Origin of the sequence: Microbacter sp. GSS18 (genome assembly GCA_029319145.1) — a bacterium.
GTDB lineage: Bacteria > Actinomycetota > Actinomycetes > Actinomycetales > Microbacteriaceae > Microbacterium.
On the sequence record CP119753.1, the window covers coordinates 1792651 to 1816663 of the forward strand.

27 protein-coding genes are annotated in these 24013 nt (G+C 72.1%); 16 read left to right on the forward strand and 11 right to left on the reverse strand.

The features are described from left to right. The first annotated feature begins 75 nt into the window (after positions 1-75). From P0L94_08455 to P0L94_08465, 3 genes are all read left to right on the forward strand, one after another. Positions 76-1344: a HupE/UreJ family protein gene (locus P0L94_08455; GenBank protein ID WES66094.1), complete on the forward strand. Its 1269-nt coding sequence runs from the start codon at positions 76-78 to the stop codon at positions 1342-1344. A gap of 199 nt (positions 1345-1543) precedes the next feature. Beyond that, entirely contained in the window at positions 1544-2830 is a 1287-nt protein-coding gene (locus tag P0L94_08460; protein WES66095.1) for an APC family permease, read from the forward strand. A gap of 129 nt (positions 2831-2959) precedes the next feature. Beyond that, positions 2960-3229 carry a Rho termination factor N-terminal domain-containing protein gene (locus P0L94_08465; GenBank protein WES66096.1) on the forward strand — a complete coding sequence of 90 codons (270 nt, stop codon included), beginning with the start codon at positions 2960-2962 and terminating at the stop codon, positions 3227-3229. 54 nt (positions 3230-3283) lie between these two features. On the opposite strand, the gene P0L94_08470 is transcribed toward P0L94_08465, so the two are convergent. The 3 genes from P0L94_08470 to P0L94_08480 all read right to left on the reverse strand — a co-directional run bounded on the left by P0L94_08470 (position 3284) and on the right by P0L94_08480 (position 6388). After that, positions 3284-3835, reverse strand: a complete 552-nt coding sequence (locus P0L94_08470) for a hypothetical protein (GenBank protein ID WES66097.1) — start codon at positions 3833-3835, stop codon at positions 3284-3286. A gap of 182 nt (positions 3836-4017) precedes the next feature. After that, positions 4018-4470, reverse strand: coding sequence for a MarR family winged helix-turn-helix transcriptional regulator (locus P0L94_08475; protein WES66098.1), 453 nt, complete (start codon positions 4468-4470; stop codon positions 4018-4020). Positions 4471-4477: 7 nt separating this feature from the next. After that, the gene (locus tag P0L94_08480) at positions 4478-6388 is read right to left on the reverse strand and encodes an FAD-dependent monooxygenase (GenBank protein ID WES66099.1); all 1911 of its coding nucleotides are present in this window, start codon (positions 6386-6388) and stop codon (positions 4478-4480) included. A gap of 179 nt (positions 6389-6567) precedes the next feature. On the opposite strand from P0L94_08480, the gene P0L94_08485 reads away from it, so the two are divergent. Genes P0L94_08485 through P0L94_08495 form a run of 3 tightly spaced genes read left to right on the forward strand, consistent with a single transcriptional unit; the run spans position 6568 to position 8206 of the window. Continuing rightward, positions 6568-7275, forward strand: a complete 708-nt coding sequence (locus P0L94_08485) for a DUF3105 domain-containing protein (GenBank protein WES66100.1) — start codon at positions 6568-6570, stop codon at positions 7273-7275. 7 nt (positions 7276-7282) lie between these two features. Beyond that, positions 7283-7957 (forward strand): DUF305 domain-containing protein, encoded by a 675-nt coding sequence (locus tag P0L94_08490; GenBank protein ID WES66101.1) that lies wholly within the window; start codon positions 7283-7285, stop codon positions 7955-7957. A 39-nt stretch (positions 7958-7996) separates the two neighbouring features. Then, entirely contained in the window at positions 7997-8206 is a 210-nt protein-coding gene (locus P0L94_08495; GenBank protein ID WES66102.1) for a hypothetical protein, read from the forward strand. Between the two features lie 7 nt (positions 8207-8213). Here P0L94_08495 and P0L94_08500 read toward each other — a convergent pair whose 3' ends face one another. The 5 genes from P0L94_08500 to P0L94_08520 all read right to left on the reverse strand — a co-directional run bounded on the left by P0L94_08500 (position 8214) and on the right by P0L94_08520 (position 11809). Then, entirely contained in the window at positions 8214-8738 is a 525-nt protein-coding gene (locus P0L94_08500) for a dihydrofolate reductase family protein (GenBank protein ID WES66103.1), read from the reverse strand. A 28-nt stretch (positions 8739-8766) separates the two neighbouring features. Next, on the reverse strand, positions 8767-9096 hold the full coding sequence (locus tag P0L94_08505; GenBank protein WES66104.1) for a 4a-hydroxytetrahydrobiopterin dehydratase: 330 nt from the start codon (positions 9094-9096) through the stop codon (positions 8767-8769). 70 nt (positions 9097-9166) lie between these two features. Beyond that, the gene (locus P0L94_08510) at positions 9167-10072 is read right to left on the reverse strand and encodes a CPBP family intramembrane metalloprotease (protein ID WES66105.1); all 906 of its coding nucleotides are present in this window, start codon (positions 10070-10072) and stop codon (positions 9167-9169) included. Between the two features lie 6 nt (positions 10073-10078). Next, positions 10079-10810: a tRNA (guanosine(46)-N7)-methyltransferase TrmB gene (trmB, locus tag P0L94_08515; GenBank protein ID WES66106.1), complete on the reverse strand. Its 732-nt coding sequence runs from the start codon at positions 10808-10810 to the stop codon at positions 10079-10081. Positions 10811-10969: 159 nt separating this feature from the next. After that, positions 10970-11809 (reverse strand): DUF3097 family protein, encoded by an 840-nt coding sequence (locus tag P0L94_08520; protein WES66107.1) that lies wholly within the window; start codon positions 11807-11809, stop codon positions 10970-10972. Positions 11810-11940: 131 nt separating this feature from the next. Here P0L94_08520 and P0L94_08525 point away from each other — a divergent pair, with 131 nt between their 5' ends. From P0L94_08525 to P0L94_08540, 4 genes are all read left to right on the forward strand, one after another. Further along, positions 11941-13935 carry a TPM domain-containing protein gene (locus tag P0L94_08525; GenBank protein ID WES66108.1) on the forward strand — a complete coding sequence of 665 codons (1995 nt, stop codon included), beginning with the start codon at positions 11941-11943 and terminating at the stop codon, positions 13933-13935. A 70-nt stretch (positions 13936-14005) separates the two neighbouring features. Beyond that, positions 14006-14740: a PspA/IM30 family protein gene (locus tag P0L94_08530; protein WES66109.1), complete on the forward strand. Its 735-nt coding sequence runs from the start codon at positions 14006-14008 to the stop codon at positions 14738-14740. 87 nt (positions 14741-14827) lie between these two features. After that, complete coding sequence (locus tag P0L94_08535) at positions 14828-15649, forward strand: arginase family protein (protein ID WES66110.1); 822 nt, start codon at positions 14828-14830, stop codon at positions 15647-15649. Continuing rightward, a complete protein-coding gene (locus P0L94_08540; protein ID WES66111.1) occupies positions 15646-16107 on the forward strand; it encodes a hypothetical protein in 462 nt (153 codons plus the stop codon). Before P0L94_08535 ends, P0L94_08540 begins: the two co-directional genes overlap by 4 nt. A 6-nt stretch (positions 16108-16113) precedes the next feature. On the opposite strand, the gene P0L94_08545 is transcribed toward P0L94_08540, so the two are convergent. After that, complete coding sequence (locus P0L94_08545; GenBank protein ID WES66112.1) at positions 16114-16830, reverse strand: tyrosine-protein phosphatase; 717 nt, start codon at positions 16828-16830, stop codon at positions 16114-16116. After that, positions 16827-17312 carry a carboxymuconolactone decarboxylase family protein gene (locus P0L94_08550; GenBank protein WES66113.1) on the reverse strand — a complete coding sequence of 162 codons (486 nt, stop codon included), beginning with the start codon at positions 17310-17312 and terminating at the stop codon, positions 16827-16829. The genes P0L94_08545 and P0L94_08550 overlap by 4 nt, the downstream gene beginning before the upstream one ends. 78 nt (positions 17313-17390) lie before the next feature. On the opposite strand from P0L94_08550, the gene P0L94_08555 reads away from it, so the two are divergent. From P0L94_08555 to P0L94_08580, 6 genes are all read left to right on the forward strand, one after another. Then, on the forward strand, positions 17391-18329 hold the full coding sequence (locus P0L94_08555) for an alpha/beta hydrolase (protein WES66114.1): 939 nt from the start codon (positions 17391-17393) through the stop codon (positions 18327-18329). 130 nt (positions 18330-18459) lie between these two features. Continuing rightward, on the forward strand, positions 18460-19971 hold the full coding sequence (locus P0L94_08560; protein WES66115.1) for an ABC transporter substrate-binding protein: 1512 nt from the start codon (positions 18460-18462) through the stop codon (positions 19969-19971). After that, positions 19968-20918 carry an ABC transporter permease gene (locus P0L94_08565; protein WES66116.1) on the forward strand — a complete coding sequence of 317 codons (951 nt, stop codon included), beginning with the start codon at positions 19968-19970 and terminating at the stop codon, positions 20916-20918. The genes P0L94_08560 and P0L94_08565 overlap by 4 nt, the downstream gene beginning before the upstream one ends. After that, entirely contained in the window at positions 20915-21796 is an 882-nt protein-coding gene (locus P0L94_08570; GenBank protein WES66117.1) for an ABC transporter permease, read from the forward strand. The genes P0L94_08565 and P0L94_08570 overlap by 4 nt, the downstream gene beginning before the upstream one ends. After that, positions 21793-22581, forward strand: coding sequence for an ABC transporter ATP-binding protein (locus P0L94_08575; GenBank protein ID WES66118.1), 789 nt, complete (start codon positions 21793-21795; stop codon positions 22579-22581). Before P0L94_08570 ends, P0L94_08575 begins: the two co-directional genes overlap by 4 nt. Next, complete coding sequence (locus P0L94_08580) at positions 22578-23381, forward strand: ATP-binding cassette domain-containing protein (GenBank protein WES66119.1); 804 nt, start codon at positions 22578-22580, stop codon at positions 23379-23381. Before P0L94_08575 ends, P0L94_08580 begins: the two co-directional genes overlap by 4 nt. A gap of 12 nt (positions 23382-23393) precedes the next feature. On the opposite strand, the gene P0L94_08585 is transcribed toward P0L94_08580, so the two are convergent. Further along, positions 23394-24011: a GNAT family N-acetyltransferase gene (locus P0L94_08585; GenBank protein ID WES66120.1), complete on the reverse strand. Its 618-nt coding sequence runs from the start codon at positions 24009-24011 to the stop codon at positions 23394-23396. Positions 24012-24013 lie beyond the last annotated feature (2 nt).

The following is a 24013-nucleotide window of genomic DNA, read 5'->3' on the forward strand; positions in this document are numbered from 1 at the left end:
GAGATGCGCGGGGATCCGCGGGTTTCATAGCGCGCACATAGCCGGCGCATAGTCACGGCCACCACCGTCTTGGCCATGGGAAGACTCCGACGCCTCAGCCTGGCCGCATCCGTCGCCGTCACCGGCGCGATCCTCACGGTGCTTGCGGCGCCGGCCGCCTCCGCGCACAGCCTCGAAAGCAGCACCGTGTACGTCGTCGAACAGGAGGACGGACTCGACGCGACGATCTCGATCGCGCTCGAGACCCTGGACGACACCCTCGGCACGGACTACGCCACCGCGGTGACACTCTCCGACGCGGATACGGCTGCGCTCACGGCGTACATCGCCGACCACTTCGCGGTGCTCGGCGCCGACGGGCAGGAATGGGCGGAAACCTACTCCGGCGCGGACGTCGAGGTCGTCGATGGCATCACCTCGTTCACCGTCGACGTCGCCCTCGACGCCGACGGGGCCGACACCACCGCGTTCACGATCGAGTACGACGCGATCATCGAGGCCGATGCCGGCCACGAGGCGGTGGTCGTGCTGAAGGACCTCGACGGCCAGATCTCCACCGCGGGCGTGATCGACGCGTCCAACCCGACGCTGCAGATCGGCGACACCCTGCAGACGGGACTGTGGGACATGATCGGATACGGCTTCGAGCACGTGCTCGCCGGAGCCGACCACCTGCTGTTCCTGCTCAGTCTGCTGCTGGTCGCGCCCCTCACGGCGGCCGCCCGCCGATGGCGACCGCGCGAGGACCTCCGACGCTCCGTGCGCGGAGTCATCGGGGTCGTCACCGCGTTCACCGTCGGGCACTCGCTGACCCTCATCGCATCGGCGCTCGGATGGATATCGCTGCCGACCGCCCTGATCGAGACGCTCGTCGCCGCCTCCGTGGCCGTCGCGGCCGTCCACGCCGTCCGCCCCCTCGTCCCGCGCGGCGAGCTCGTGATCGCCGGCGGCTTCGGCCTCGTGCACGGGCTGGCCTTCGCCGGGATCCTCGGCACGCTCGGGCTCGACGGCTCGCTCTCGGTCCTCACCCTGCTCGCGTTCAACCTCGGCGTCGAGCTCGCCCAACTCGCCGCCGTCGCCCTCGTCTTCCCTGCGCTGTTCGTGCTGTCTCGCACCCGCTGGTACACACCCGTGCGCGTCGGGATCTCCGCACTGGCGTTCACCGCGGCCGTGCTGTGGATCCTCGACCGCACCGGGGTCCTCGCCAACCCGCTCGCCGGGCTCGAGGACGCCGCCATCGCCCACACGTGGATCCTGGTGGTCGTCTTCGCCGCCCTCGCCGCCGCCGCCGCGATCGAGGGCCGCGTGCGCGGGGGCCGAGCGGCGAGACGTTCGCCCGCCTGACGTTGCGCAGGCGCAGCGACCGTCGCCGTGATCGCTCAGACCTCACGCTGGGGGCCGAATGCCGCCGAGGATCAGGCTGCTCGTTGGGCTACTGTCGGGGGCACCGAGAATCCCGGGTTCACCAGAGTGCGCCTCATCCCGCAGCCTGCCGCGCCCCGCGCACGCCCCGTTGGCCCGAACACGACGCGGGAGGCCGAGCGTGACGCAGACGAAGATCACCCTGGCGGGGTCCGTCGCCCTGGGCACGGGCGTCATGATCGGCGCGGGCATCTTCGCGCTCGTCGGTCAGGTCGCGGGGCTCGCCGGCGACTGGTTCCCGCTGGCGTTCCTCGCCGGAGCCCTGGTCGCCGGCGTCAGCTCGTACGGGTACGCCCGCTATTCGAGCGTGAACCCTTCGGCGGGCGGCATCGCGATGCTGCTCAAGGACGCGTACGGTCCGGGATTGGTCGCAGGATCGTTCTCGCTCTTCATGTACGTGTCGATGGTCGTGGCCGAGAGTCTGCTCGCGCGCACGTTCGGCACCTACCTGCTTCGCCCTTTCGGGCTCCAGGACTCGCTCGTCCTGGTGCCGCTGCTCGGCATCGTGGCGATCGCGGCGGCAGCCGTCGTGAACCTCGTCGGGAACCGTCTGGTCGAGCGCTCCGCCCTCGTCACCGCCGTCCTGAAGATCGTCGGCATCGCTGTGCTCGCCGCCGCCGGCCTCATCGGCGCGGCGGCGAGCGGAGCCGGGTTCTTCTCGCGCGCCTCGGACGGCGGGACCGACACGCTCGGTGCCGTCGCGGCGGTCGCGCTGTGCGTCCTGGCGTACAAGGGCTTCACGACGATCACCAACCAGGGCGAGGACCTCAAGGACGCCGAGCGGAACATCGCGCGATCGATCGTGATCTCGATCGTGATCTGCGCCGTGCTGTATCTGCTGATCACCCTGTCGGTGGGCGCGAGCATCGGCGCGTCCGGCGCCGTCGACGCCCGCGACTACGCCCTCGCCGAAGCCGCGGATCCGCTGTTCGGCGCGTGGGGCGTCCGCATCACGGTGGCCGTGGCGGTGATCGCGACGCTGTCGGGTCTGCTCGCGAGCCTGTTCTCGGTCTCGCGCCTGTACGCGATGCTGCAGGACATGCGCCAGGCGCCGTCGCTCCCCGCGCGAGTTCCGCACCAGCCCCTGCTGATCACCGCGGCGGCCGCGATCGTCCTGACCGCACTTTTCGACCTCAGCCGCATCGCGGCGCTCGGTGTCTTCCTCAACCTCACCATGGACATCGCCGTGCAATGGGGCGTGCTCCGCCGACTCCGCGACAAGATCGACGCACGCCGCTGGCTGCCGATCGCGACGATCCTCCTCGACGCCGTCATCCTCGCCGCCTTCACGATCAGCAAGGTCCGGACCGACCTGCTCACCGTCGCCGTCGCGGCTGCCATCGCCGCGACCATCTTCGTCGCCCAGTGGGCGGCCGTCCGGCACCAGCGGGCCTCGAAGGGCGGCTGAGCCGACGGTGCGGCCCCGGCGGATCACGGATTCGCCGGATGTCAATCCCGTCGACAGGCACTGCGCATCCGTCTATCGTCACCGCCGGAGACACCACCCGGTGAGACGGAACGACGAAGGAGGACTCTCATGCCGAACCGGACCACCGCACCCTCGGTGAAGGATCCCGAGCTCTACGAGACGCTCCGGGACGAAGGCGCGTCGAAGGAGAAGGCGGCGCGCATCGCGAACGCCGCGGCACGCGAGGGCCGCTCGTCGGTCGGCCGGCGAGGCGGCCGGTCCGCGCCGTACGAGGAGTGGACCGTCGAGGAGCTGCGCGACCGCGCCAGAGAACTCGATCTCTCCGGATACTCGCACGCCCGCAAGGCCGAGCTCATCGCCATGATCCGCGACCGCTGACGGCATCCGGGACGCCCGGCCGGTGCGCCCTGCGAGGGCGCAGGCGGTCCGGGCTCACATGTCTCGGGGCGTCGAGCGGGGCGGTCGCGAGGGAATCCGATGCGGGCGCTGGGAGCCGCGCGTGCCGCCGGCGAGCCGGACGATCGCGGCGTCGGAGAGGACATCGTCGAGACAGTCGTAGCGGGCGGCGCGCACCCTGCCCCTCACCCACATCACCTGGTAGCGCCGTCCCGCGTACTCCACGTATCCGAGGAGCGACGCTGCGTCGTCGCGCGCAACACGCCGGTCGCATGCCCGCCACGCCGAGGGCCCGAGCGGCTCGAGCGCGACGTCGGCATACGCGTCCCGGTGGGGCCCTCCCGCGAGGTCGATCGCCTCGATGAACGCGATGTCCTCGGCGCACAGGCGCGCATCACGCGGTATCTCCGCATCCGCGATCCATGCGAGCTCTCGGCGCAGGACGCCGTCGTCCAGGAGCGCGTGGGGGTGGGTCGACAGGATCTCGCGCGCGGCTGCGGACAGCCGCATCCATCCCCGGCGGATCGGGGGCGCGCTGACGCTCCCGCCCGATCCGAGGCCGGCAGGCGTGTGGGCGGTCTCGTGCATGGACCACTCCTCTCTGGTGCGTGCGAGGGAAGGGCTCAGGCACTCACCCTCGGTCGCGTCAGGCTCCCTGCCAAGGGGATTGACGCACGGATCGCGACGAGGTACCCGCAGAAGACGACGCCGGGCGTTTCACCGCGCCGCGACCCGAGGCGGCGGCAACAGCCCCGGTCGCGCCCGCGACGCTAGACGGTCCCGTTCCCGCTCGGGTTCCCCCGGCCCAGAAGCGTCCGCAGCCCCTCCCGCACGGCATCCCGCTCCTCCGACGTCAGCGCGGCGGTCAGCTCGCGGTCGGCCGCGTGGACGAGCGGACGCAGCCGGCGGCGCTCGGCGAGGCCGGCGTCGGTGAGCGTGACGGTGTTGCGGCGCGCATCGAGCGGGTCGCGCCGGCGGGCGACCAGGCCGCGTCGCTCCATCCGCCGCACGAGATCGGCGATCGTCGACCGGTCGAGGTCGACCTCGTCGCACAGCTGCCGCTGGCTCGCCTCGCCCATGCGGTCGAGCACCACGAGGATCGAGTACTGCACGCTCGAGATCTCGGTGGACACCATGCGCGTCCACGTCGCGACGTGCGCCTGCTGCGCGCGCCGGATCAGGTAGCCGGTGTGGCGCTGCGGTTCCTGCTCGGGGTCCGACACGTCTCGATCATCGCAGAGCAGCGGCGCGGCGCTCGGTCAGGAACCCCGCGAAGAAGTCGCCGAGCTCGTCGCGCGCCGACAGCGGCAGCACGTGGGCGACGTACTGGTCGGGACGCACGACGACGATCGCGCCGGCGTCCCCGATGCCGCGCGCCAGGAACACGTCGTCCGCCGGATCGGCCGCCCACACCTTCTCCCAGTCCTGGAGACCGAGCGGTCCCGAATGCGGCAGCAGGATCTCGGGAAGGCCCGTGATGTCGATGTCGTGGTGCCCCGAGCGGAACACCGCGTGCACGTCGATGACGCCATCGATGTCCTCGCCGTCGGCGCGCGAGCGCTGCACCGGCGACTCCGGGGCATCGGTCAGCCACGCGGCGAGGTCGCGCAGCGCCCTGCCGTCGCGGTCGCCGAACCCGTAGACGCGCCACCGCCCGTCGGCCGCATGGGCGTGACCCAGCTGCATCCGGCGAGCATCGGCGACCCGCACGACCGGCGCCGAGTGGAAGCGGGTGCCGATCTCGAACCCCTTCGCGAGGTCCTGGTGCGTGGCGGGGCCGGTGAGAGCCGACGGCCGATACCGCGTCGCCAGGCCCGCCGTGTAGCGGCCCTGGCGTGCGAACTCCGACCGCATCTGCTCCGCGGTCACTCCCCCGGCCTCGGGGTGGTCTGGGTCGAGCGTGGGCTGCGCGATGAACGCCGACCAGAAGCGGTCGAAGTCGATGAGGTCCTGCGCCACCGACTGCCGTTCGACCGAGTAGGTGTCCAGCAGCGAGGCCTCCGAGCGCTCCTCGAGCACGGCAGCCAGCTTCCATCCGAGGTTGAACGCGTCCTGCATCGACACGTTCATGCCCTGCCCCGCCTTCGCGGAGTGGGTGTGGCAGGCGTCGCCGGCGATGAAGACCCGCGGATGCCGCATCCCCACGAGGTCGTCCGGAACGTCGTCGAAGCGGTCGGTGACGCGCTGGCCGACCTCGTACACCGACGACCACGCGACCGACCGCACGTCGATCGAGTACGGATGCAGGATCCGGTTGGCGACCTCCGTGAGCTGCTCGGCCGTCGTCGCGCGGATCGAGGTGTCGCCGGCCAGCACCTCGCCGAGGTCGACGTAGCACCGCACCATCGATCCGCCCTCGCGCGGGATCATCAGCAGCGACCCCTTGCCCGCCGACTGGACGACGTTCTTGGTTCGCCAGTCCGGGAAATCCGTGACGGCGAGCACGTCCATGACGCCCCACGCATGGTTCGCCGCATCGCCGGTCAGCTCGCGGCCGATGGCCCGCCGCACCCCGCTGCGCGCGCCGTCGCACCCGACGACGTAGCGTGCGCGCACCGTGAACTCCTCGCCCGCGCGATCGCCGGCGACGTGGCGCAGCACCACGTCGACGGGATGATCGCCTTCCCCCACCGTCAGCGTGACGAACTCGATTCCGTAGTCGGCGGTGAGCCGGCTCGCCGAGGTGGCGGCGTGGTCGAGCAGGAACTGCTGCATGCGGGCCTGGTTGACGATGACGTGGGGGAACTCGCTCAGGCCGTCGGGAGTGTCCTGCACCCACCCGGTGCGCACGATCTGCGAGCGGTCCTGCTCGGAGGGGCCCCAGAACCGCACCTCGTTCACCCAGTACGCCTCGCGCACCAGCGCGTCGGCGAGTCCGAACGCCTGGAACATCTCGACGGTGCGGCACGCGACGCCGTCGGCATGGCCGAGTTCGAGCGGCGTCTCGCGTCGCTCGACGATGGCCGTGCGTATGCCGGGGAACGCCGCCAACTGGGCGGCGAGCACGGTTCCTGCCGGTCCCGTGCCGACGATGAGGACGTCGAGCTCGTCGGGGACCCCCGCCGGGCGGGCGAGCGCCTCGGGCGACGCCGGGCGGACGTCCGGGTCGCCCGGACGGTAGCCGTCTCGATAGAACTGCATTCCGATCTCCCTCGATCCGCGCATCATCGGCGCGAGGACATCATATCGTCAGTACCCCAACGATTTCAAGGATCAGGCGAAGAGCCGGACGATCGACGGGCATCGCCCGGCCGAGATCGACCCGCGGTAACACGGGCACACATTCAGCCGCCTCCCATTCAGTCGCATAAAATCGAGGGGTGACCCCGACCGAGAAGCGGCAGAGCGGAAACCCCGCCAAGCAGGCCGAGATCAATCTGACCGTCAAGCAGCAGCGCGAGAAGAAGCGCCAGGAGAAGCTCGCCGAGTACCACCGGCAGATGGCGCGGCGCCGCCGCAGCAAGATCGTGTGGTGGACGGTGGGCGCGACGGCCGCGGTGGCCGTGGTCGCCCTCGTGGCGGCATCCGTCATCTTCGCGCCCGAGCCCGCCCCCAGCTACACCGCCGGCAACAGCACCGGCGCCGAGATCACGGGAGTCGAGACGTTCGACAACGTCGCCGACCACGTCGAGGGCGTCGTCGACTATCCGCAGTCGCCGCCGGCGGGAGGGCCGCACAACGCGATGTGGCTCAACTGCGGCGAGTACAGCCAGCCGGTCCCGAACGAGAACGCCGTGCACTCGCTCGAGCACGGCGCCGTGTGGGTCACCTACGACGCCGCCGCCGTGACCGGTGACGAGCTCGACACGCTGCGCAGCCACCTGCCGTCCAGCTACGTCATCCTCTCGCCGTACGAGGGCCTGGAGTCCCCCATCACCCTCAGCGCGTGGGACGCTCAGCTCACGCTCGACTCGGCCGAGGACGAGCGCATCCCGGCGTTCTTCGAGGAGTTCTGGCGCAGCCAGAACGCTCCCGAGCCGAACGCGGTCTGCAGCGGCGCGTTCGACGCGCCCGGCAAGGTCTCGTGACCCGGCCGTGACCGACGACGCCGTCACGCGCGGCCGGTCCGGTCCGCGATGGTGGGCCATCGCCCTGGCCGCGCTGCTCGTCGCAGCGCTGGCCTTCGCGATCGGCCGGTTCTCCACCTTCGGACCGGCCGACGCGCTGCCGCCGAGCGACACGTCTCCCGAGGCGGGCTTCTCGCGCGACATGCAGGCCCATCACGCGCAGGCGATCGAGATGGCGATGGAGATCCATCGCAAGACCGAGGACGACGAGCTGCGGGCGCTCGCCTACGACATCGCGACGGGGCAGGCCGGCCAGCGCGGCGAGATGTACGACTGGCTCGTGCAGTGGGGCCTGCCGCAGTCGGGCGGTCCGATGATGCTGTGGATGGCCGAGAGCGACGCCGGGCACGACCATGGCGTTCCCGACGAGCCGATGTCGAACGACGAGGCCAATGCCGCCATGGGCATGGCGACGGGTGCCGAGCTGCTCGCGCTGCGCGAGGCCGAGGGCACCGCGGCCGACTGCCTGTTCCTCGAACTGATGATCCGGCACCACGAGGGCGCGATCCCGATGGCGCAGGCCGTCGTCGACCTCGGCAGCGAACCCCGCGTGATCGTCGTCGCCCAGAGCATGATCGCGGGGCAGTCCGCCGAGATCGACGCGATGCAGTCCATGCAGGCAGGCCTGGGCTGCGCCGGCTGACGGCGCATCCTCGCGAGCCCGCGGGGTGACAATGGGTGCATGGGAATGTTCATGCAGCGCCCGGAGGAGCCCACCGAGTGGGCCGGTCTCCCCTCGGAGCCGGCCCGACCCCAGAACGCCGCCGAGCGTCTCGACGACGCCCCGCCGGTCGACCTCGGCCTGCCGCCCGCCGTCGATGGGGGCGTCGCGTCGATCGTGATCCCGGTCACGGCACCGGCGGACGAGGCCTCCGCCGAGAGCGACGGCTGAGCCCGCCTCAGCGGACGTAGCGCAGCATCACCACGCCGTCCGGCAGCGTCTCGGCGCCGGCGAAGTCCAGCGTCGGCCGGAAGCCGTCGGCGAACATCGGCAGCCCGCCGCCCAGGACGACCGGCTGCAGGTACAGCCGGTATTCGTCGATGAGGCCGGCGGCCCCGAGCGCGGCCGCGAGCGTGGGACCGGCGACCTCGACGTCCCCCGGGACGCCGGCGAGCAGGTCGCCGACCGCCTCGACGACGTTCTCGCGGATGATCCGCACACCGTCCCCGGCGTCGTCCAGCGTCGTCGACACCACGACCTTGGGGACGGACTGCCACAGCGCGGCGAACTCCGCGGCGGCCTCGTCGCGATCGGCGTCGAGGCCGGCCCAGTACCGCATGACCTCCCACATGCGCCGTCCGTAGACCAGGAGCGAGGTCTCGCGCAGCTCGTCGTTGAAGTGCCGGTGGAGGGCGGGTCCGGGCGGCGGCAGCACCAGCGCACCGTCGGCGTCGGCGACGTAGCCGTCGAGCGACTGCAGCATGCCGTAGCGGACGCGCCCCACCGCGGTGTCAGACCTCGCCGCGCGGCCGCAGCCGGTCCGGGTCGGCGGCCACGCCCAGTTCGGCGGCCGCCTGCGAGATCGCCCGGGCGAGGTCGGCGTCGCGCGCGGTGAGACCCCCCGCGGAATGCGTGACCGTCCGCACCGTCACACCCCGGTAGCGCAGATCGACGTCGGGATGGTGGTCGGCCGCGTCGGCGAGCTCGGCGATGCGCGCGACGAGCGCGGCGCCGGCGGCGAAGTCCCGCGAGTCGAAGTACGCCGCGGCCATGCCGTCGAGGACGCGCCACGCCTCGGTGCCGGGCGCCCCCGCGAAGTCGCCCTCGTCGATGATCTCCATGCCGCTCCCTCGCTCTGCCGCCACTGTAGAACGACGCCCGGCGGGTCGCCAGGGGCCGCCTCCGACCGGGTCAGACCAGGAACACCCGGTCGAGGGCACCGGGATTGTGGGCGTGGACGAGCACGAGGAAGACGACGGCGTCGAAGAGCAGGTGCACCGTCACGACGTACGCCAGCGACCGCGTGCGCCCGAAGATGAAGCCCTGCAGCAGCGCGAACGGGATCGTCAGCAGCGGACCCCAGGCCTGGTAGCCGAGCTCCCACAGGAACGCGACGAAGACGATCGCCTGCAGGATGTTCGCCTGCCACATCCGGAAGTGCCGTCGCAGCAGCACGAAGACGGTGCAGATGAAGAACAGCTCGTCCCAGATGCCGACCGCGCCGACGCCGACGAACAGCCGCGCGATGAGGTCGGGGGTGTCCACGACCGGCCAGTTCTCATAGACGCCGGACGTGATGAAGTAGAACGGCAGGATCAGCCACCCGAGGACGAGCACGCTCGCCAGCCATGTCCACTGGAACGCCGTCCAGCGCCCTCCTCCGCGCCACGGGAACCCGATGGCCCGATCGCGGTACACCCACCGCGACAGCGCGTACGGCACCACGACGGCACCCCCGAGGGCGAGCGCGAACCGCAGGATGGCGAGGTCGTCCAGCTCGGCCTTGAGCGGGATGGCGCTGACGATCAGCATCCCGACCGCGATGAGCGACAGGTCGCGCACGAGCGAGGGCCCGCGCTCGGGACGCCCCGCCGAGCCGTCACGGGCGGCGGTGTCGCCCGCGGGAACGGGACCGCGGACACGCTCGACGAGCCATGCCCCGGCGAGCGCGAGCGCCAGCAGCAGCCATCCGAGCCACGGGATCATCAGGACGAAGAACGCCGGCGCGGCCAAGCACGCCAGGAGCGCCGGGACGAGGCTCCACGTCCACACGGGACGCTCGAGAGCCGCCGAGACCGAGGCCGGATGCGCGGGCACGGCGGCTCAGACCGTCCGCCGATAGGTGAGATCGCGGATGTCGCGCCCCGCCCGCGAGCCCTTGCGCTCGAACGCGGTCAGGACGCGCCCGTCGAAGCGCGGCGCCCAGTCCCCGGAGAACGCGCGCTCGAAGCCCGGCGCGGCGTCCATGACCTCCCGCATCTGCAGCGCGTAGTCCTCCCAGTCCGTCGCCAGGCGCAGCACGCCGCCTGGGCGGAGCGCGGCGGCCGCGATCGGCGGGAACTCCGGCGCGACCAGCCGACGCTTGGTGTGCTTCTTCTTGTGCCACGGATCGGGGAAGAACACCCACAACTCGGCGAGGGATGCCGGCGGCAGCAGGTGCTGCAGCACCTCGGGCGCGTTGGCCTCGACCAGGCGCAGGTTCGTCGCGCCGGCACGGTCGGCATCGAGCATCGTGCGCGCCAGTCCCGCGCGGAACACCTCGATCGCGAGGAAGTCGGTGTCGGGAGCGGTCGAGGCGGCGTGGACGATCGCGTGCCCCTGCCCCGAGCCGATCTCCGCGACGAGCGGCGCATCGCGCCCCCAGACCTCGGCGGGGACGATCTGCGTCCCCGGCAGGATGCTGGTGGACGCGGCGTCGCGCTCCACCTCGATCACGAACCGCGGCGCCAGCTCGCTCCATGCGCGCTCCTGCGCCTCGGACATGCGCCCGCTGCGGCGCACGAAGGACACGGGCCGGTCACGGAAGCGGCGGGGTGCTTCGGGGGCGTCGGTCACTCCCCCAGGCTACCCAGCCCTCGACGCCGCGTCCGTTCCGGCCCTCGTCCGGTGCACGAACTCAGGAAGAACCGCGCGACGCGCCGTGCGGGAGCCCCGCGACGCGGGGGTCTCCTGCATTCGTGCACGATGCGGCTCGGGGCAGGCGACGACGCTCTGTCAGTCGACCGTCACGAAGTCGATGAGCTCCTCGACCCGACCGAGGAACGCCGGCTCGAGGTCGCGGAAGCTGCGCACCCGGCCGAGGATCCGCTGCCACGCGCGGGCCAGGTCGGCCTGATCGCGCGCGGGCCAGCCGAGCGCCCGGCACACGCCGACCTTGTACTCGATGCCCCGCGGCACGTCCGGCCATCGCGGTATGCCCATCGCGCGCGGCGTGACGCACTGCCATACGTCCACCCACGGGTGCCCGACGATGAGCACGTGCGCGCCGTGCCGGCCGCGCTGGATCCCGGCGGCGATGCGGGACTCCTTGGATCCGGGGACCAGATGGTCCACGAGCACGCCGTACCGGCGCTGCGCCGTCGGAGGCTCGTCGTCCAGCGCGGCCTCGAGCAGATCGATGCCCTGCAGATACTCCACGACCACACCCTCGGCGCGCAGGTCGTCACCCCACACCTTCTCGACCAGTTCGGCGTCGTGGCGGCCCTCGACGAAGATCCGGCTCGCACGTGCGACGCGCGCCCGAGCATCGGCGGCGGCGAAGGATCCGGATGCGGTCCGTGCCGGCCCCGCGGAGGCCGGGCGCCGCTCGGGGGCGGTCAGCACGACGTCCCGCCCGTCGATGAGGAACCCCGGTCCCAGCGGGAAGAGCCGGCGGCGACCGGTGCGGTCCTCGAGTTCGACCAGGCCGGACTGGAGCCCGACGACGGCGCCGCAGTAGCCGTCGTCGGCCACCTCGACGACGAGGTCGGGAGCGGCCGCGACGCGCGGCACCTCCTTGGCCATGCGGTCGCGCCAGCCCGTCGCGAGCACGTCGGTTCCGTAGCGATCGTCCATGTGCCTCCTCCGAGGGCGAAACAGTACCGGTTCCCGTGTGCGGCGCGGTGCAGACCCGCCGCATCTACCGCCTCGCGCCCGCGCCTGAATAGACTCGCGGAGGGGCGGTGCGTCCCGAGGAGGGGGAACCGATGCGACGGCGCTGGGCCACGGCCCTCTTGTCGGCCGGGATGACGGCGCTCATGCTCGCCGGAGCGGCATCGGCCGCCGCGACCGATCCGGTGCAGCTGGGGTCGGAATACGTGCTCGACGATGTCGGAGCCATCGCCCCGGGGGATGCCGGGAATGTGCAGTCGAGTCTCGAGCAGCTGTACGCCGACACCGGAGCCGACCTCTACGTGGCGTTCGTCGACACCTTCACGAACCCCGACGACAGCGAGTCCTGGGCGAACGCCGTCGCGGCGCAGAACGGGCTCGGCCCCAGCCAGTACCTGCTCGCTGTCGCGACGGAGTCGCGCCAGTACTATCTCTCCGCCGACAGCTCCGGGCCGCTGTCACAGGAGCAGATCGCTCAGGTCGAGGCCGACATCCTGCCGCAGCTGCGCGACGGCGACTACGCCGGCGCGGTGGTCACGGCGGCGGACACGATGCGGGGCGCGCTCGGCGGAGGCGCCTCGGGCGGTGGCTTCGGCACCGTGATTCTCATCGTGGTCGTGGCCGCGGCGATCGCCGTGGTCGTGTGGCTGGTCATCCGCTCCCGACGCAGGAAGCGGTCGGTGGTCGCCGCCGACGGCGGAGACCCGCTCGATCGGCTCAGCACCGCCGAGCTGCGCGCACAGGCGGCATCCGCCCTCATCGAGACCGACGACGCCATCAAGACCAGCGAGCAGGAGCTGGGGTTCGCCGCCGCGCAGTTCGGCGAGGCGGCCACCGGACCGTTCGTCGAGGCACTGGCAGCCGCCCGGGCCGAGCTGACCGAGGCGTTCTCGCTGCAGCAGAAGCTCGACGACGCCGAGCCCGACACCGAAGATCAGGTCCGCGCGTGGAACGCGCGCATCATCGAGCTGTGCGACCAGGCGGGCACGCGCCTGGACGAGCGCGCCGCCGAGTTCGACGAGCTGCGCAAGCTCGAGCAGGACGCCCCCGAAGCGCTCGCACGCCTGCAGGCCGAGCGCATCGCCGCCACGACCGCCACGCGCCCCGCGGCCGACCGGCTGGCGGCGCTGCGCGCCTCCTATGCGCCCGAGGCGCTCGCGACCATCGCCGACAATCCGGCCCAGGCCGAGACGCGTCTGGAGTTCGCCGACGAGCAGCTCGCCGCGGCGCAGCAGGCGATCGCCCGCGGCGACGGCGGCGAGGCGGCGGTGAGCATCCGCGCCGCCGAGGAGGCCATCGGCCAGGCGACGATGCTCGCCGACGCGATCGGCAGGCTCGGCGACGATCTGAGCGCGGCCGAGAAGAACGCCGCCGCCCTCATCGCCGACATCGAGCAGGACGTCGCCGCCGCCGGAGCCCTCCCCGATGCCGACGGGCGCGTGGCCGCCGCCGTGACCGCGGCCAGCCAGCAGCTCGAGGCCGCGCGCGCCGAGCTCGCCGGTGCGAAGGACCCGCTCGCCGCGATCGCGGGTCTGGAGGCGGCCGACGACCAGATCGACGCCGTCATCGCCCGCGCCCGCGACGAACAGGCCCGCGCCCGGCGCGCCCAGCAGATGCTCGCGCAGACCATGACGCAGGCGCAGGCGCGCGTGTCGACGGCCGAGGACTACATCACGGCCCGCCGCGGCGCCGTGGGGGCGCCGGCGCGCACGCGGCTCGCCGAGGCGGGCGCGTCGCTCGTGCGCGCCCGGCAGCTGCAGAGCAGCGATCCGGCGCAGGCGCTCGCCCAGGCCCAGCGCGCCGACCAGCTCGCCGCGCAGGCGATCCAGTCGGCGCAGAGCGACGTGTCGGGCTTCGGTGGCATGGGCGCGGGCACCCAGCCCGGAATGCCCGGTGGCGGGATGCTGGGCGCGGTCCTCGGCGGCATCGTGATCAACGCGGCGATGGGCGGTGGACGCTCGTCGGCGTCGCGCGGCGGTTTCGGCGGCTTCCCGGGCGCGTCGAGCGCCGGCCGCAGCCGCCCGCGCATGAGCTCCGGGTCCTTCGGCGGCGGGGGCACGCGTGCCCGCCGCGGCGGAGGACGCTTCTGACCCGCGGCACGCCGCATCCGATCTTCGTACTCGACTCGTGAAAGACCGTTCTTCAAGGAAAGGAAAACCGATGGCGAAGCAGTCCATCTTCGGCCGCATCTCCACCCTGATCAAGGCGAACGTCAACGCCTTGATCGATTCGGCCGAGGACCCGCAGAAGATGCTGGACCAGCTGGTCCGCGACTACACCAACTCGATCGCCGACGCGGAGGCGGCGATCGCCGAGACGATCGGCAACCTGCGCCTGCTCGAGCGCGACCACCAGGAGGACGTCCAGGCGGCCGCCGAGTGGGGCAACAAGGCGCTGGCGGCGAGCCGCAAGGCCGATGAGCTGCGCACAGCCGGCAACACCGCCGACGCCGACAAGTTCGACAACCTCGCGAAGATCGCGCTGCAGCGCCAGATCAGTGAAGAGAACGAGGCGAAGGCGATCGCGCCGACCATCGCTCAGCAGAACGAGGTCGTCGACAAGCTCAAGGACGGCCTCAACGGCATGAAGGTCAAGCTCGACCAGCTGAAGTCCAAGCGGGCCGAGCTGCTGGCGCGCTCGAAGACCGCCGAGGCGCAGAACAAGGTCGCCGACGCGGTCAAGTCGATCGACGTGCTCGATCCCACGAGCGAGATCGGCCGCTTCGAGGACAAGGTGCGGCGCCAGGAGGCGCTCGCGCAGGGCAAGCAGGAGCTCGCCGCGTCGTCGCTGGACCAGCAGTTCAACCAGCTCGAGGACATGGGCGAACTCACCGAGGTCGAGGCGCGCCTGGCCGCCCTCAAGGCCGGCGGCAGCGCCGGGGCGATCGGCTCCTGACCGCGACCCTCTCACGCGCGGCCCGCAGCCCGAGGCGATCAGCCCGGTCTGCGGGCCGCGCGGCGTCCGAGGGTGGAAGATGAAGGAATGACCCGGTTCATCGTCGTTCCCCAATGGCAGGGCTCGCCGTCGTCTCGCGCGATGCAGCTGATCGATGGAGCGGAGGCGATCGCGGGCGATCTGCCGCGCGTGTCCTGCACGCGTGTCGAGGTTCCCCTCGAGGCCGGTGAGGCGGTCGACACCGGCGTGCAGCGCTACAGCTCGCTCCATCGCATCCGCGACCTCGTCGCGAGCTCCGTTCAGGCCGGGGGTGGCCCGGCCATGGTGGTCGGCGGCGACTGCGGAGTCGCCGTTTCCGCGGTCGCGCGGTCGGCGGCCGCCGATCCCGATCTCGCCGTGGTGTGGCTGGACGCGCACCCCGATCTGCACACCCCCGCCACCAGCGAGTCCGGCGCGTTCGCCGGGATGGCGCTGCGCGCCGTGATCGGCGAGGGCGCGCCCGGTCTCGCGCTCGAGGCCGGCACGGTGCCGTCCGAGCGCGTGGTGCTCGCCGGCGCCCGGTCGTTCGACGCCGCAGAGGACGCCGCCGCCCGCGAGCTGGCATTGACGATGCTCGCGGTGTCGGACCTCGCCGACCCCGCGCGACTCGCCGACGCGGTCTCGGCGACCGGCGCCTCGGCCGTGCACATCCACGTCGACCTCGACGTGCTCGACCCGTCGGCGATGGCCGGCGTCACGTCGGCCGAGCCCTTTGGCGTGACCGTGGCCGACCTCGTCGCCGCCATCGGCGCGGTGCGCGCCTCGACCCGGCTCGCCGGGTCGAGCATCGCCGGCTTCGCCCCCTCCTCCCCCGCCGCCGCCGTCGAAGACATGGGCGCGATCCTTCGCATCGTGGGGGCGCTGGCGTGATCGCCCGACCGCCGGCCGGCTGGGAGGCAGCTGCCGAGCGCGCGCTGGAGCGCGGTCGTCGCATCGACCGCTTCATCCCCGCCGTGCTGCTGGACTCCCCCGTCAGTTATGTCGGCTACCTCTACGGATGCACCGTGGGCTGGATCTGGGGGACGCTGTGGAGCACGGGACGCATCGAGCGCCGGGGCGAGCTGTGGGTGTTCCGCGGGCTGCCCGCGTGGGCCTTCCCGCGCGGGGGCGTGTGCGTCGGCTCGTGCTTCCTCACCGGGGACGGGGCCGTCGGCGAGCGGCTGCTGCGCCACGAGACGGTGCACCGGCGCCAGTGGCGGCGCTTCGGGCTGCTGATGCCGCTGCTGTACTTCGCCGCCGGACGGAACCCGCTGCGCAACCGGTTCGAGATCGAGGCCGGACTCGAAGACGGCAACTACGTGCCCCGGCAGCGAGCGCGCGCCGCCTGACGCGCGTCAGGCCACCAGCACGCGACGCAGTTCGACGATCTCGTCGTCGGCCATGCCGTGCGCCCGCAGGTAGTCGGCCGCCGACCCGTACTCGTCGGCGACGGTCTGCAGCAGCGCCCTCATCACCGGCGCGGGCGAGCGCGTCGCGAGGTCCTCGAGATGCCGCGCCTCGGGGTGCTGCGCACGGAGCCGCTCGATGACGCGTCGATTGCGCCACTCCGGCAGCAGCCCCTCGGTGCGCGCATAGTCGGCGATCACCGCTTCGCGCTCGACGCCGGACGCCGCCAGGGCCATCGCGATCGTCACCCCCGTGCGGTCCTTGCCCACCGTGCAGTGCACCAGCACCGGCTGCTCGGCGACGACGCCCCGCACCACGTCGACCACGCCGGCGGCGGAGTCGGTGATCAGACGCCGGTACATCTCGTCGAGACTGACGTCCGCGGAGAAGAACGACGCGACGGATCCGAGGAACAGCGGAACGCGCTGGGTCACCAGCGGCAGGCCTGCGACGCGACTGGGCGCGTGCTGCACCTCGTCCTCGGCGCGCAGGTCGATGATGCGCCGGATGCCCAGCTCTCCCAGTGCGGCCACACCGGCGTCCTCGAGCCGGGCGAGATTGCCCGACCGGAACAGCACGCCCTCGCGAGTGATGCCGCTCGCCGCGGGGAGACCCCCGACGTCGCGGAAGTTCACGGCGCCGGGGACGAGCGTGGCGAGGGTCATCCCTCCTCCGGCGCCTTGGGCTGCTGGGGAGGAACCAGGTAGCGACCCGCGATCGCGAGTCGGTTGAAGGCGTTGATCGACACGATGATCCAGCTGAGCGCGACGTACTCCGCCTCGGTCAGCACGGCGCCGACACGGTCGTACACGCCGTCGGGGATGCCGTCGACGTGGATGAACGTGTACGCCTCGGCCAGCTCCAGTCCGGCCCGCTCGCGTTCGGTGAAGACCCCCGAGTCGCGCCACGCCGCGATCTGCGCGATGGTGTCGGCGTCGACGCCCAGCGCGACCGCGCGCGTGACATGCTGCCGCACGCAGTAGGAGCATCCGTTCAGCTGGGACGCGTGGATCTGCACCAGCTCCTTGAGACGGTCGTCGACGCCCGACTCGGCGGCGATGCCCCCGACCGTGCGGGAGAACTCCGACAGCGCCTGGTAGGCCGGTCGCGCGGCCCGGGACAGATGCACGCGGGGCTGATCGCTCATGGGTGTCAGCGTACCCACTGCGGCGGGTGCCGAGGTCGAACCCGGCTTCGCCCCGCGCGCATGGGTGAGAATGGGCGCGTGAGCGAACCCTTCGACGAGTTCTCCTTCCTGCCCGCGCAGGCCGCCGACGCCGGCATCCCGGGCCCGGTGCCCCGTGGCGAGCGCGTGTCGCTCACCCTGCCCGACGGGCGTACCGTCAGCGCACTGCGCTACGGCGACGACGCGCCCGTCGTGACCTTCCTGCACGGTGCGGGGCTGAACGCCCACACGTGGGACACCACGATCCTCGCCCTCGGGCTCCCCGCCCTGTCGATCGATCTGCCCGGCCACGGCGACTCGTCGTGGCGCGACGACGCGGCCTACGTCGCCCGCGTGCTCGCGCCCGACGTCCACGCGGCCCTGGACGCCTGGACCTCGACGCCGCAGGTGCTCGTCGGCCAGTCGCTGGGCGGGCTGACGGCCGCCGCGGTGGCGGCGGCGCGGCCCGACCTCGTGCGCGACCTCGTCATCGTCGACATCACGCCGGGCGTAGACCCGAGCGCGGGTCCGAGCCAGCTGCGCGCCTTCTTCGCCGGACCCACCGACTGGGCCACGCGCGACGAGCTCGTCGAGCGGGCGCTCGCGTTCGGGCTCGGCGGCGCGCGCAGCGCGGCCGAACGCGGCGTCTACCTCAACTCCCGCATCCGCGACGACGGGCGCGTGGAGTGGAAGCACCACTTCGCCCACCTCGCGGCCGCTGCCGCCGCCGACCCCGACGCCGCCGCGCGCATGTCCGCGCGCCAGGGCGCCATCGCGGCCGTCCTGGGCGAGACGGGCTGGGAGGACCTCGCGGGCGTGCGGGCTCCCATCACCCTCGTGCGGGGCGAGCGCGGCTACGTGACGGATGCCGACGAGGCCGAGTTCTCGCGCCGCGTCCCCGCCGCATCCGTCGTCGCCCTCGCCGCCGGTCACAACGTGCAGGAGGAGCAGCCGGTCGCCCTCGGCGCCCTCGTGCGCACACGCGCGCGTCCGGACTGACGCGCCGCACCGCCGCCGGTTCTGCACCAGGGCCCGCGCTTCTCTAGAGTGGTCTGCGCACCGGCCACGCCGCTTCCCCGAAAGCCGGCACTCCGCGCATCGGGCGCGGGAGGCCCCCGAAAGGACGTCCATGCTCCGCCGCACAGCCCTCGCCGCGACCGCTCTGGTCGCCGCGACCGCGCTCGCGCTCACCGCCTGCTCGGGCGAGAGCGCACCCGCTCCCACCGCCACCGGCGCCCCCGACCCCGACGCGTCTGTGGCGATCCGGCTCGTCCTCGAGCCCGGCAACCTCGACATCCGCAGGACCGCGGGAGCGGCCCTCGACCAGATCCTGGTCGACAACATCTACCAGGGGCTCGTCTCGCGCACGCCCGAGCAGGACATCGTGCCGGCGCTGGCCAGCGACTTCTCGGTCTCGCCGGACGGGCTGACGTACACCTTCACGCTGCGCGAGGGCGTGACCTTCCACGACGGCAGCGAGCTGACTCCGGCCGACGTCGTGTGGTCGCTCGAGACCCGCCGCGACTCCGACGACTGGCGGGACGCGGCGCGCCTGGCCAACGTGGACTCCATCGACGCCGACGGGCAGACCATCACCCTCACGCTGAGCGAGCCCGACTCGACCCTCCTGTGGAACCTCACCGGCCGGGCGGGGATCATTCTCAAGCGCGACGACGACGTCGACTACAACACCGCGGAGAACGGCACCGGTCCGTTCGTCCTCGACAGCTGGCGCCAGGGCGACAGCATCACCTTCGTCCGCAACGAGGAGTACTGGGGTGACGCCGCGCAGGTCGCCGAGGTCGTCTTCGACTACATCCCGGACAACCAGGCGGCGCTCAACGCCGCGCTGGCCGGCGAGGTCGACGTCGTCACCGGATTCGACGCGAACCTCCAGGAGCAGATCGAGGCCACCGGCGACTTCGCGCTCGTGCTCGGCGAATCCACCGACAAGGGCGTATTGGCGTTCAACCAGTCCGAGGGCAGCCCCCTCGCCGACCAGCGCGTGCGCCAGGCGATCCGTCAGGCCATCGATCATCAGGGCTTCGTCGAGGCGCTCGCGTCGGGCCAGACCCTGTACGGTCCGATCCCCTCGCTGGACCCCGGCTACGAGGACCTGTCCGAGGTCGCGCCGTACGACCCGGATGCCGCCCGCACACTCCTCGCCGAGGCCGGGGCCGAGGATCTCGAGCTGACGCTGACGATCCCGAACTTCTACGCCACGACGATTCCGACGATCCTCGTGTCCGATCTCAACGAGGTCGGGATCACGCTGACCGTGGAGTCGGTCGACTTCTCCACGTGGCTCACCGACGTCTACACCAATCGCGACTACGACCTGAGCTTCGTCCTGCACACCGAGGCGCGCGACTTCGAGAACTGGGCGAACCCGGACTACTACTTCACCTACGACAACGCCGAGGTCCAGGATCTGTACGCGCAGGCGGTCGCCTCGACCAGCGAGAGCCAGGCTTCGACGCTGCTCGAGCGCGCCGCGCGCATCGTCTCGGAGGACGCCGCCGCGGACTGGCTGTTCAACGGCGCATCCGTCGTCGCGGTCGGCTTCGACGTCGCGGGCATGCCGTCGGTGAACGTCAACGAGCGCCTGAATCTGGCTGAGCTGACCAAGAGCGACGGGTGATCAGATACGCGCTGACACGGCTGACCCTGCTGGTGCTGGGTCTCGTCGTCGCCAGCGCGCTGATCTTCCTCACGCTGCGCGTGCTGCCCGGCGACGTGGCCCTGCTCGTCGCGGGCGTGAACAGCTCGCCCGACCAGGTCGCGGCGATCCGCGAGAGCATGGGGCTGAACCGGTCGCTTCCGGAGCAGTACCTCGAGTGGATCGGGGGCGTCCTGCGCGGCGACCTCGGGACGAGCCTGCTCACCGGCTCATCGGTCGCCGACGAGATCGCCCAGAAGGCCGAGGTGACCTTCCCGCTGGGGATCCTGTCGCTGCTGATCGCGATCGCGTTCAGCGTTCCGCTCGGCGTGCTGTCGGCGCTGCGGCGCGGCCGCGCCGACGGCACCGCGATGAGCGTCACGGCGCAGACCGTCGCCGCGGTACCCGTGGTGTGGGCGGGCATGATGCTCGTCGTCGTCTTCGCCGTCTGGCTCGGCTGGCTGCCGGCGCAGGGCTTCCCGCGCGACGGGTGGGCCGACCCCGGGGCGGCCCTGCGCGCCCTGATCCTGCCGGCGCTCACGATCGGCGTCGTCGAGGGCGCGATGCTGATGCGGTTCGTGCGCTCCGCGACGCTGCAGGCCATGGGCCAGGACTACGTCCGCGCCGCGGCAGCCAAGGGACTGACCCGCACCACGGCGCTCATCCGCCACGGTCTTCCGAACGTCGGGCTGTCGGTGATCACCGTCCTGGGGCTCCAGGTGGCCGGCATCATCGTCGGCGCCGTCGTCATCGAGCAGCTGTTCTCCCTTCCCGGCATCGGACGGATGCTGGTGGCCGACGTCGGCGCGCGCGACCTGCCGAAGGTGCAGGGCGAGCTCCTCGTGCTCACCGGCTTCGTCCTGATCGTGGGCTTCGTCGTGGACCTCGCCCATCGGCTGATCGACCCGAGGCAGCGGGAGGCGGCATGACCGGGCGCTGGGCGTGGCTGGCTCGGCTGTGGGGCGTGCCGACGGGGCGCTTCGGACTCATCGTCGTGCTCGCGATCGGTGCGACCGCCGCGGTCTCGCTGGTGTGGACGCCGTTCGACCCGCAACAGGTCGAGATCTCCGACCGCTGGATGCCGCCCGGCTGGCCGCACGTGCTCGGGACCGACAGCTCGGGCCGCGACATCCTGAGCCTGATCATGGCCGGCTCGCGCACCACGGTCGTCGTCGCCGCCGGCGCGGGCGCCGTCGCGACCGCGCTCGGGATCGCGCTGGCCGCGCTCGGCGCCCTGACCGCGCGATGGCTGCGCGAATCGGTGGCCGTGCTCGTCGACATCCTCATCGCCTTCCCCGTCCTGATCATCGCGATGATGATCTCGGCCGTGTGGGGCGGCTCGCTGTGGGTGGTGGTGTGGTCGGTCGGGATCGGCTTCGGCGTCAACATCGCCCGCGTCACGCGGCCGGAGCTCCGCCGCGTTCTGCACAGCGACTTCGTGCTCGCCGGCCGCGCCGCCGGCCTCACTCCGGCGCAGAACCTGCTGCGGCACCTTCTGCCCAACGTGGCGCCGGTGTTCATCGTGCAGCTGTCGTGGGGCATGGCCATCGCCGTGCTGGCCGAGGCCGGGCTGTCCTATCTCGGGTTCGGCGCGCCGGTGACCGAGCCGTCGTGGGGCCTGCTGCTGGCCCAGCTGCAGCAGTACCTCACCGTCTACCCGCTCGCCGTCCTGCCCCCGGGGCTCGCGATCACCGTGACGGTGCTGGGCCTGAACCTGCTCGGCGACGGGCTGCGCGAGGCGACCGACCCGACGCTGAGCCGGCGCGACCCCGCCGCGCGCCTGCACGTGCCGGAGGTGACGGCATGAGCCTGGTCGTGGAGGACCTCGTCGTGACGATCGGCGAGCGGCGCGTCGTCGACGGGGTGTCGTTCGCGGTCCCCGACGGCGCGCGCGTCGGCCTGATCGGCGAGTCCGGCTCGGGCAAGTCGCTCACGGCCCTGGCGATCCTGGGGCTGCTGCCCGACGGCGCCGAGGCCGCCGGCTCGATCCGGTGGGACGACCGCGAGCTGATCGGCCTGCCCGACCGAGAGCTCGCCCGCCTGCGCGGCGACGAGATCGGCATCGTCTTCCAGGAGCCGCGCACGGCACTGAACCCCATCCGGACCGTCGGCCGGCAGATCTCGGAGTCGATCCGCATCCATCGCGGGCTGTCGCGGCGCGGGGCCGCCGCCCGCGCGGTCGAGGAGGCGCGGCGGGTCGCCCTGCCCGACCCCGAGGGCATCGTGCACCGGTACCCGCACCAGCTCTCGGGCGGGCAGCGCCAGCGCGTCGCGATCGCGATGGCGCTGGCCTGCGATCCGCGGCTGCTCATCGCCGACGAGCCGACCACGGCGCTCGACGTGACGATCCAGGCCGAGATCCTCTCGCTGCTGCTGTCGCTTGCCGAGGACACAGGCATGGGGCTCGTATTCATCACGCACGACCTCGCGGTGCTGTCGCAGATCGCGACGCACGGCGTCGTTCTCGAGAACGGCCGCGTCGTCGAGCAGGCGCCGACGTCGACGCTGCTGCGCGAGCCCGCATCCGCCGTCACGCAGGGACTGCTGCGCGACGCGTGCGCGACCCTGTGGCGACCGGGAGGAGCGGAATGACCGACGCACTCCTGAGCGGCCGCGGGCTGACCCGCCGGTTCCCCGTCCCCAAGCGCGTGCCCTTCGAGCGCACCACCTACACGACGGCGCTCGACGACGCCGACATCGACGTGCGCGAGGGCAGCAGCCTCGGGATCATCGGCGAGTCCGGCTCGGGCAAGTCCACTCTCGTGCGTCTGCTGCTGGCGCTGGACGCCCCCACGTCGGGCACCGTCGAATTCGACGGCCGCCGCGTGGACGCGCGCGCCTCCGCGCGGAAGCTGCACTGGCTGCGCCGCTCCACCGGCATCGTCTTCCAGGACCCGTACTCCTCGCTCGATCCCCGCATGAGCGTCGGGCGCATCATCGCCGAGCCGCTGTGGGCCCTGGGGATCGACGGCGACCGCCCCGCTCGCGTCCACGAGGTGCTCACCGCCGTCGGGCTCGATCCCGACATGGCCGCGCGCTTCCCCCACGAGTTCTCGGGCGGTCAGCGCCAGCGGATCGCCATCGCCCGCGCCATCGTGCACCGCCCGCGCCTGCTGGTCGGCGACGAGCCGCTGTCGGCCCTCGACGTGACCGTGCGGGCGCAGATCCTGGAGCTGCTCGTCCGGCTGCGCCGCAGCGAATCCATGGCGGTCGTCATGGTCTCGCACGACATCGGCGTCGTGCAGAGCCTGTGCGACGAGGTCGTCGTCATGAAGGACGGCCGGATCGTGGAGGAGGGGCCCACCGAGAAGGTGCTGCTCCAGCCGCAGGTCGCCTACACGCGCCGCCTGCTCGCGGCGATCCCGACGATCGACCCGAGCGCCGAAGCGTGAGCGGCGAGCGCGTCAGCGGCTGAACAGCCGGCGCTTCTGCCTCTTGCGGGGCTCGAGGGACTTCTGCAGGTAGACGGTTCCGAGCCAGCGGCCGAACTTGAACCCGACCTTGCCCATGCGGCCGACCTCGGTGAAGCCGAGCTTCTTGTGCAGGGCGATCGAGGCGTCGGCCCCTTTGTCGCTGATCACGGCGACCATCTCGCGGATGCCCTGCTCCTCGCACGCGTCGATGAGCGCCTCCATGAGGGCACGGCCGAGGCCCTTGCCGGCCGCGGCGTGACCGAGGTAGACGGAGTTCTCGACGGTGTACCGGTAGCTGGACTTCCCCGACCACGGCGACACGTACGCGTAGCCGAGCACCTGGCCGGTCGGCGACTCGGCCACCAGGAACGGCAGGTCGAGCTTGCGGATGTGCGCGATCTTGTCGCGCCACTGCGCGATCGTCCACTTCTTCTCGTCGAAGGTCACGACCGAGTTGGTGACGTAGTAGTTGTAGATCTCGCGGATCTCGGGGACGTCGCCGTCCTCCACGGTGCGGATCGTGTACGAGAAGGGACGCTCGGGCTCGGGCGCGCGCCGCAGATGGCGCGGCAGCCGGCGCCGGTCCTTGTTGTACTCCTCCTCCAGCATCC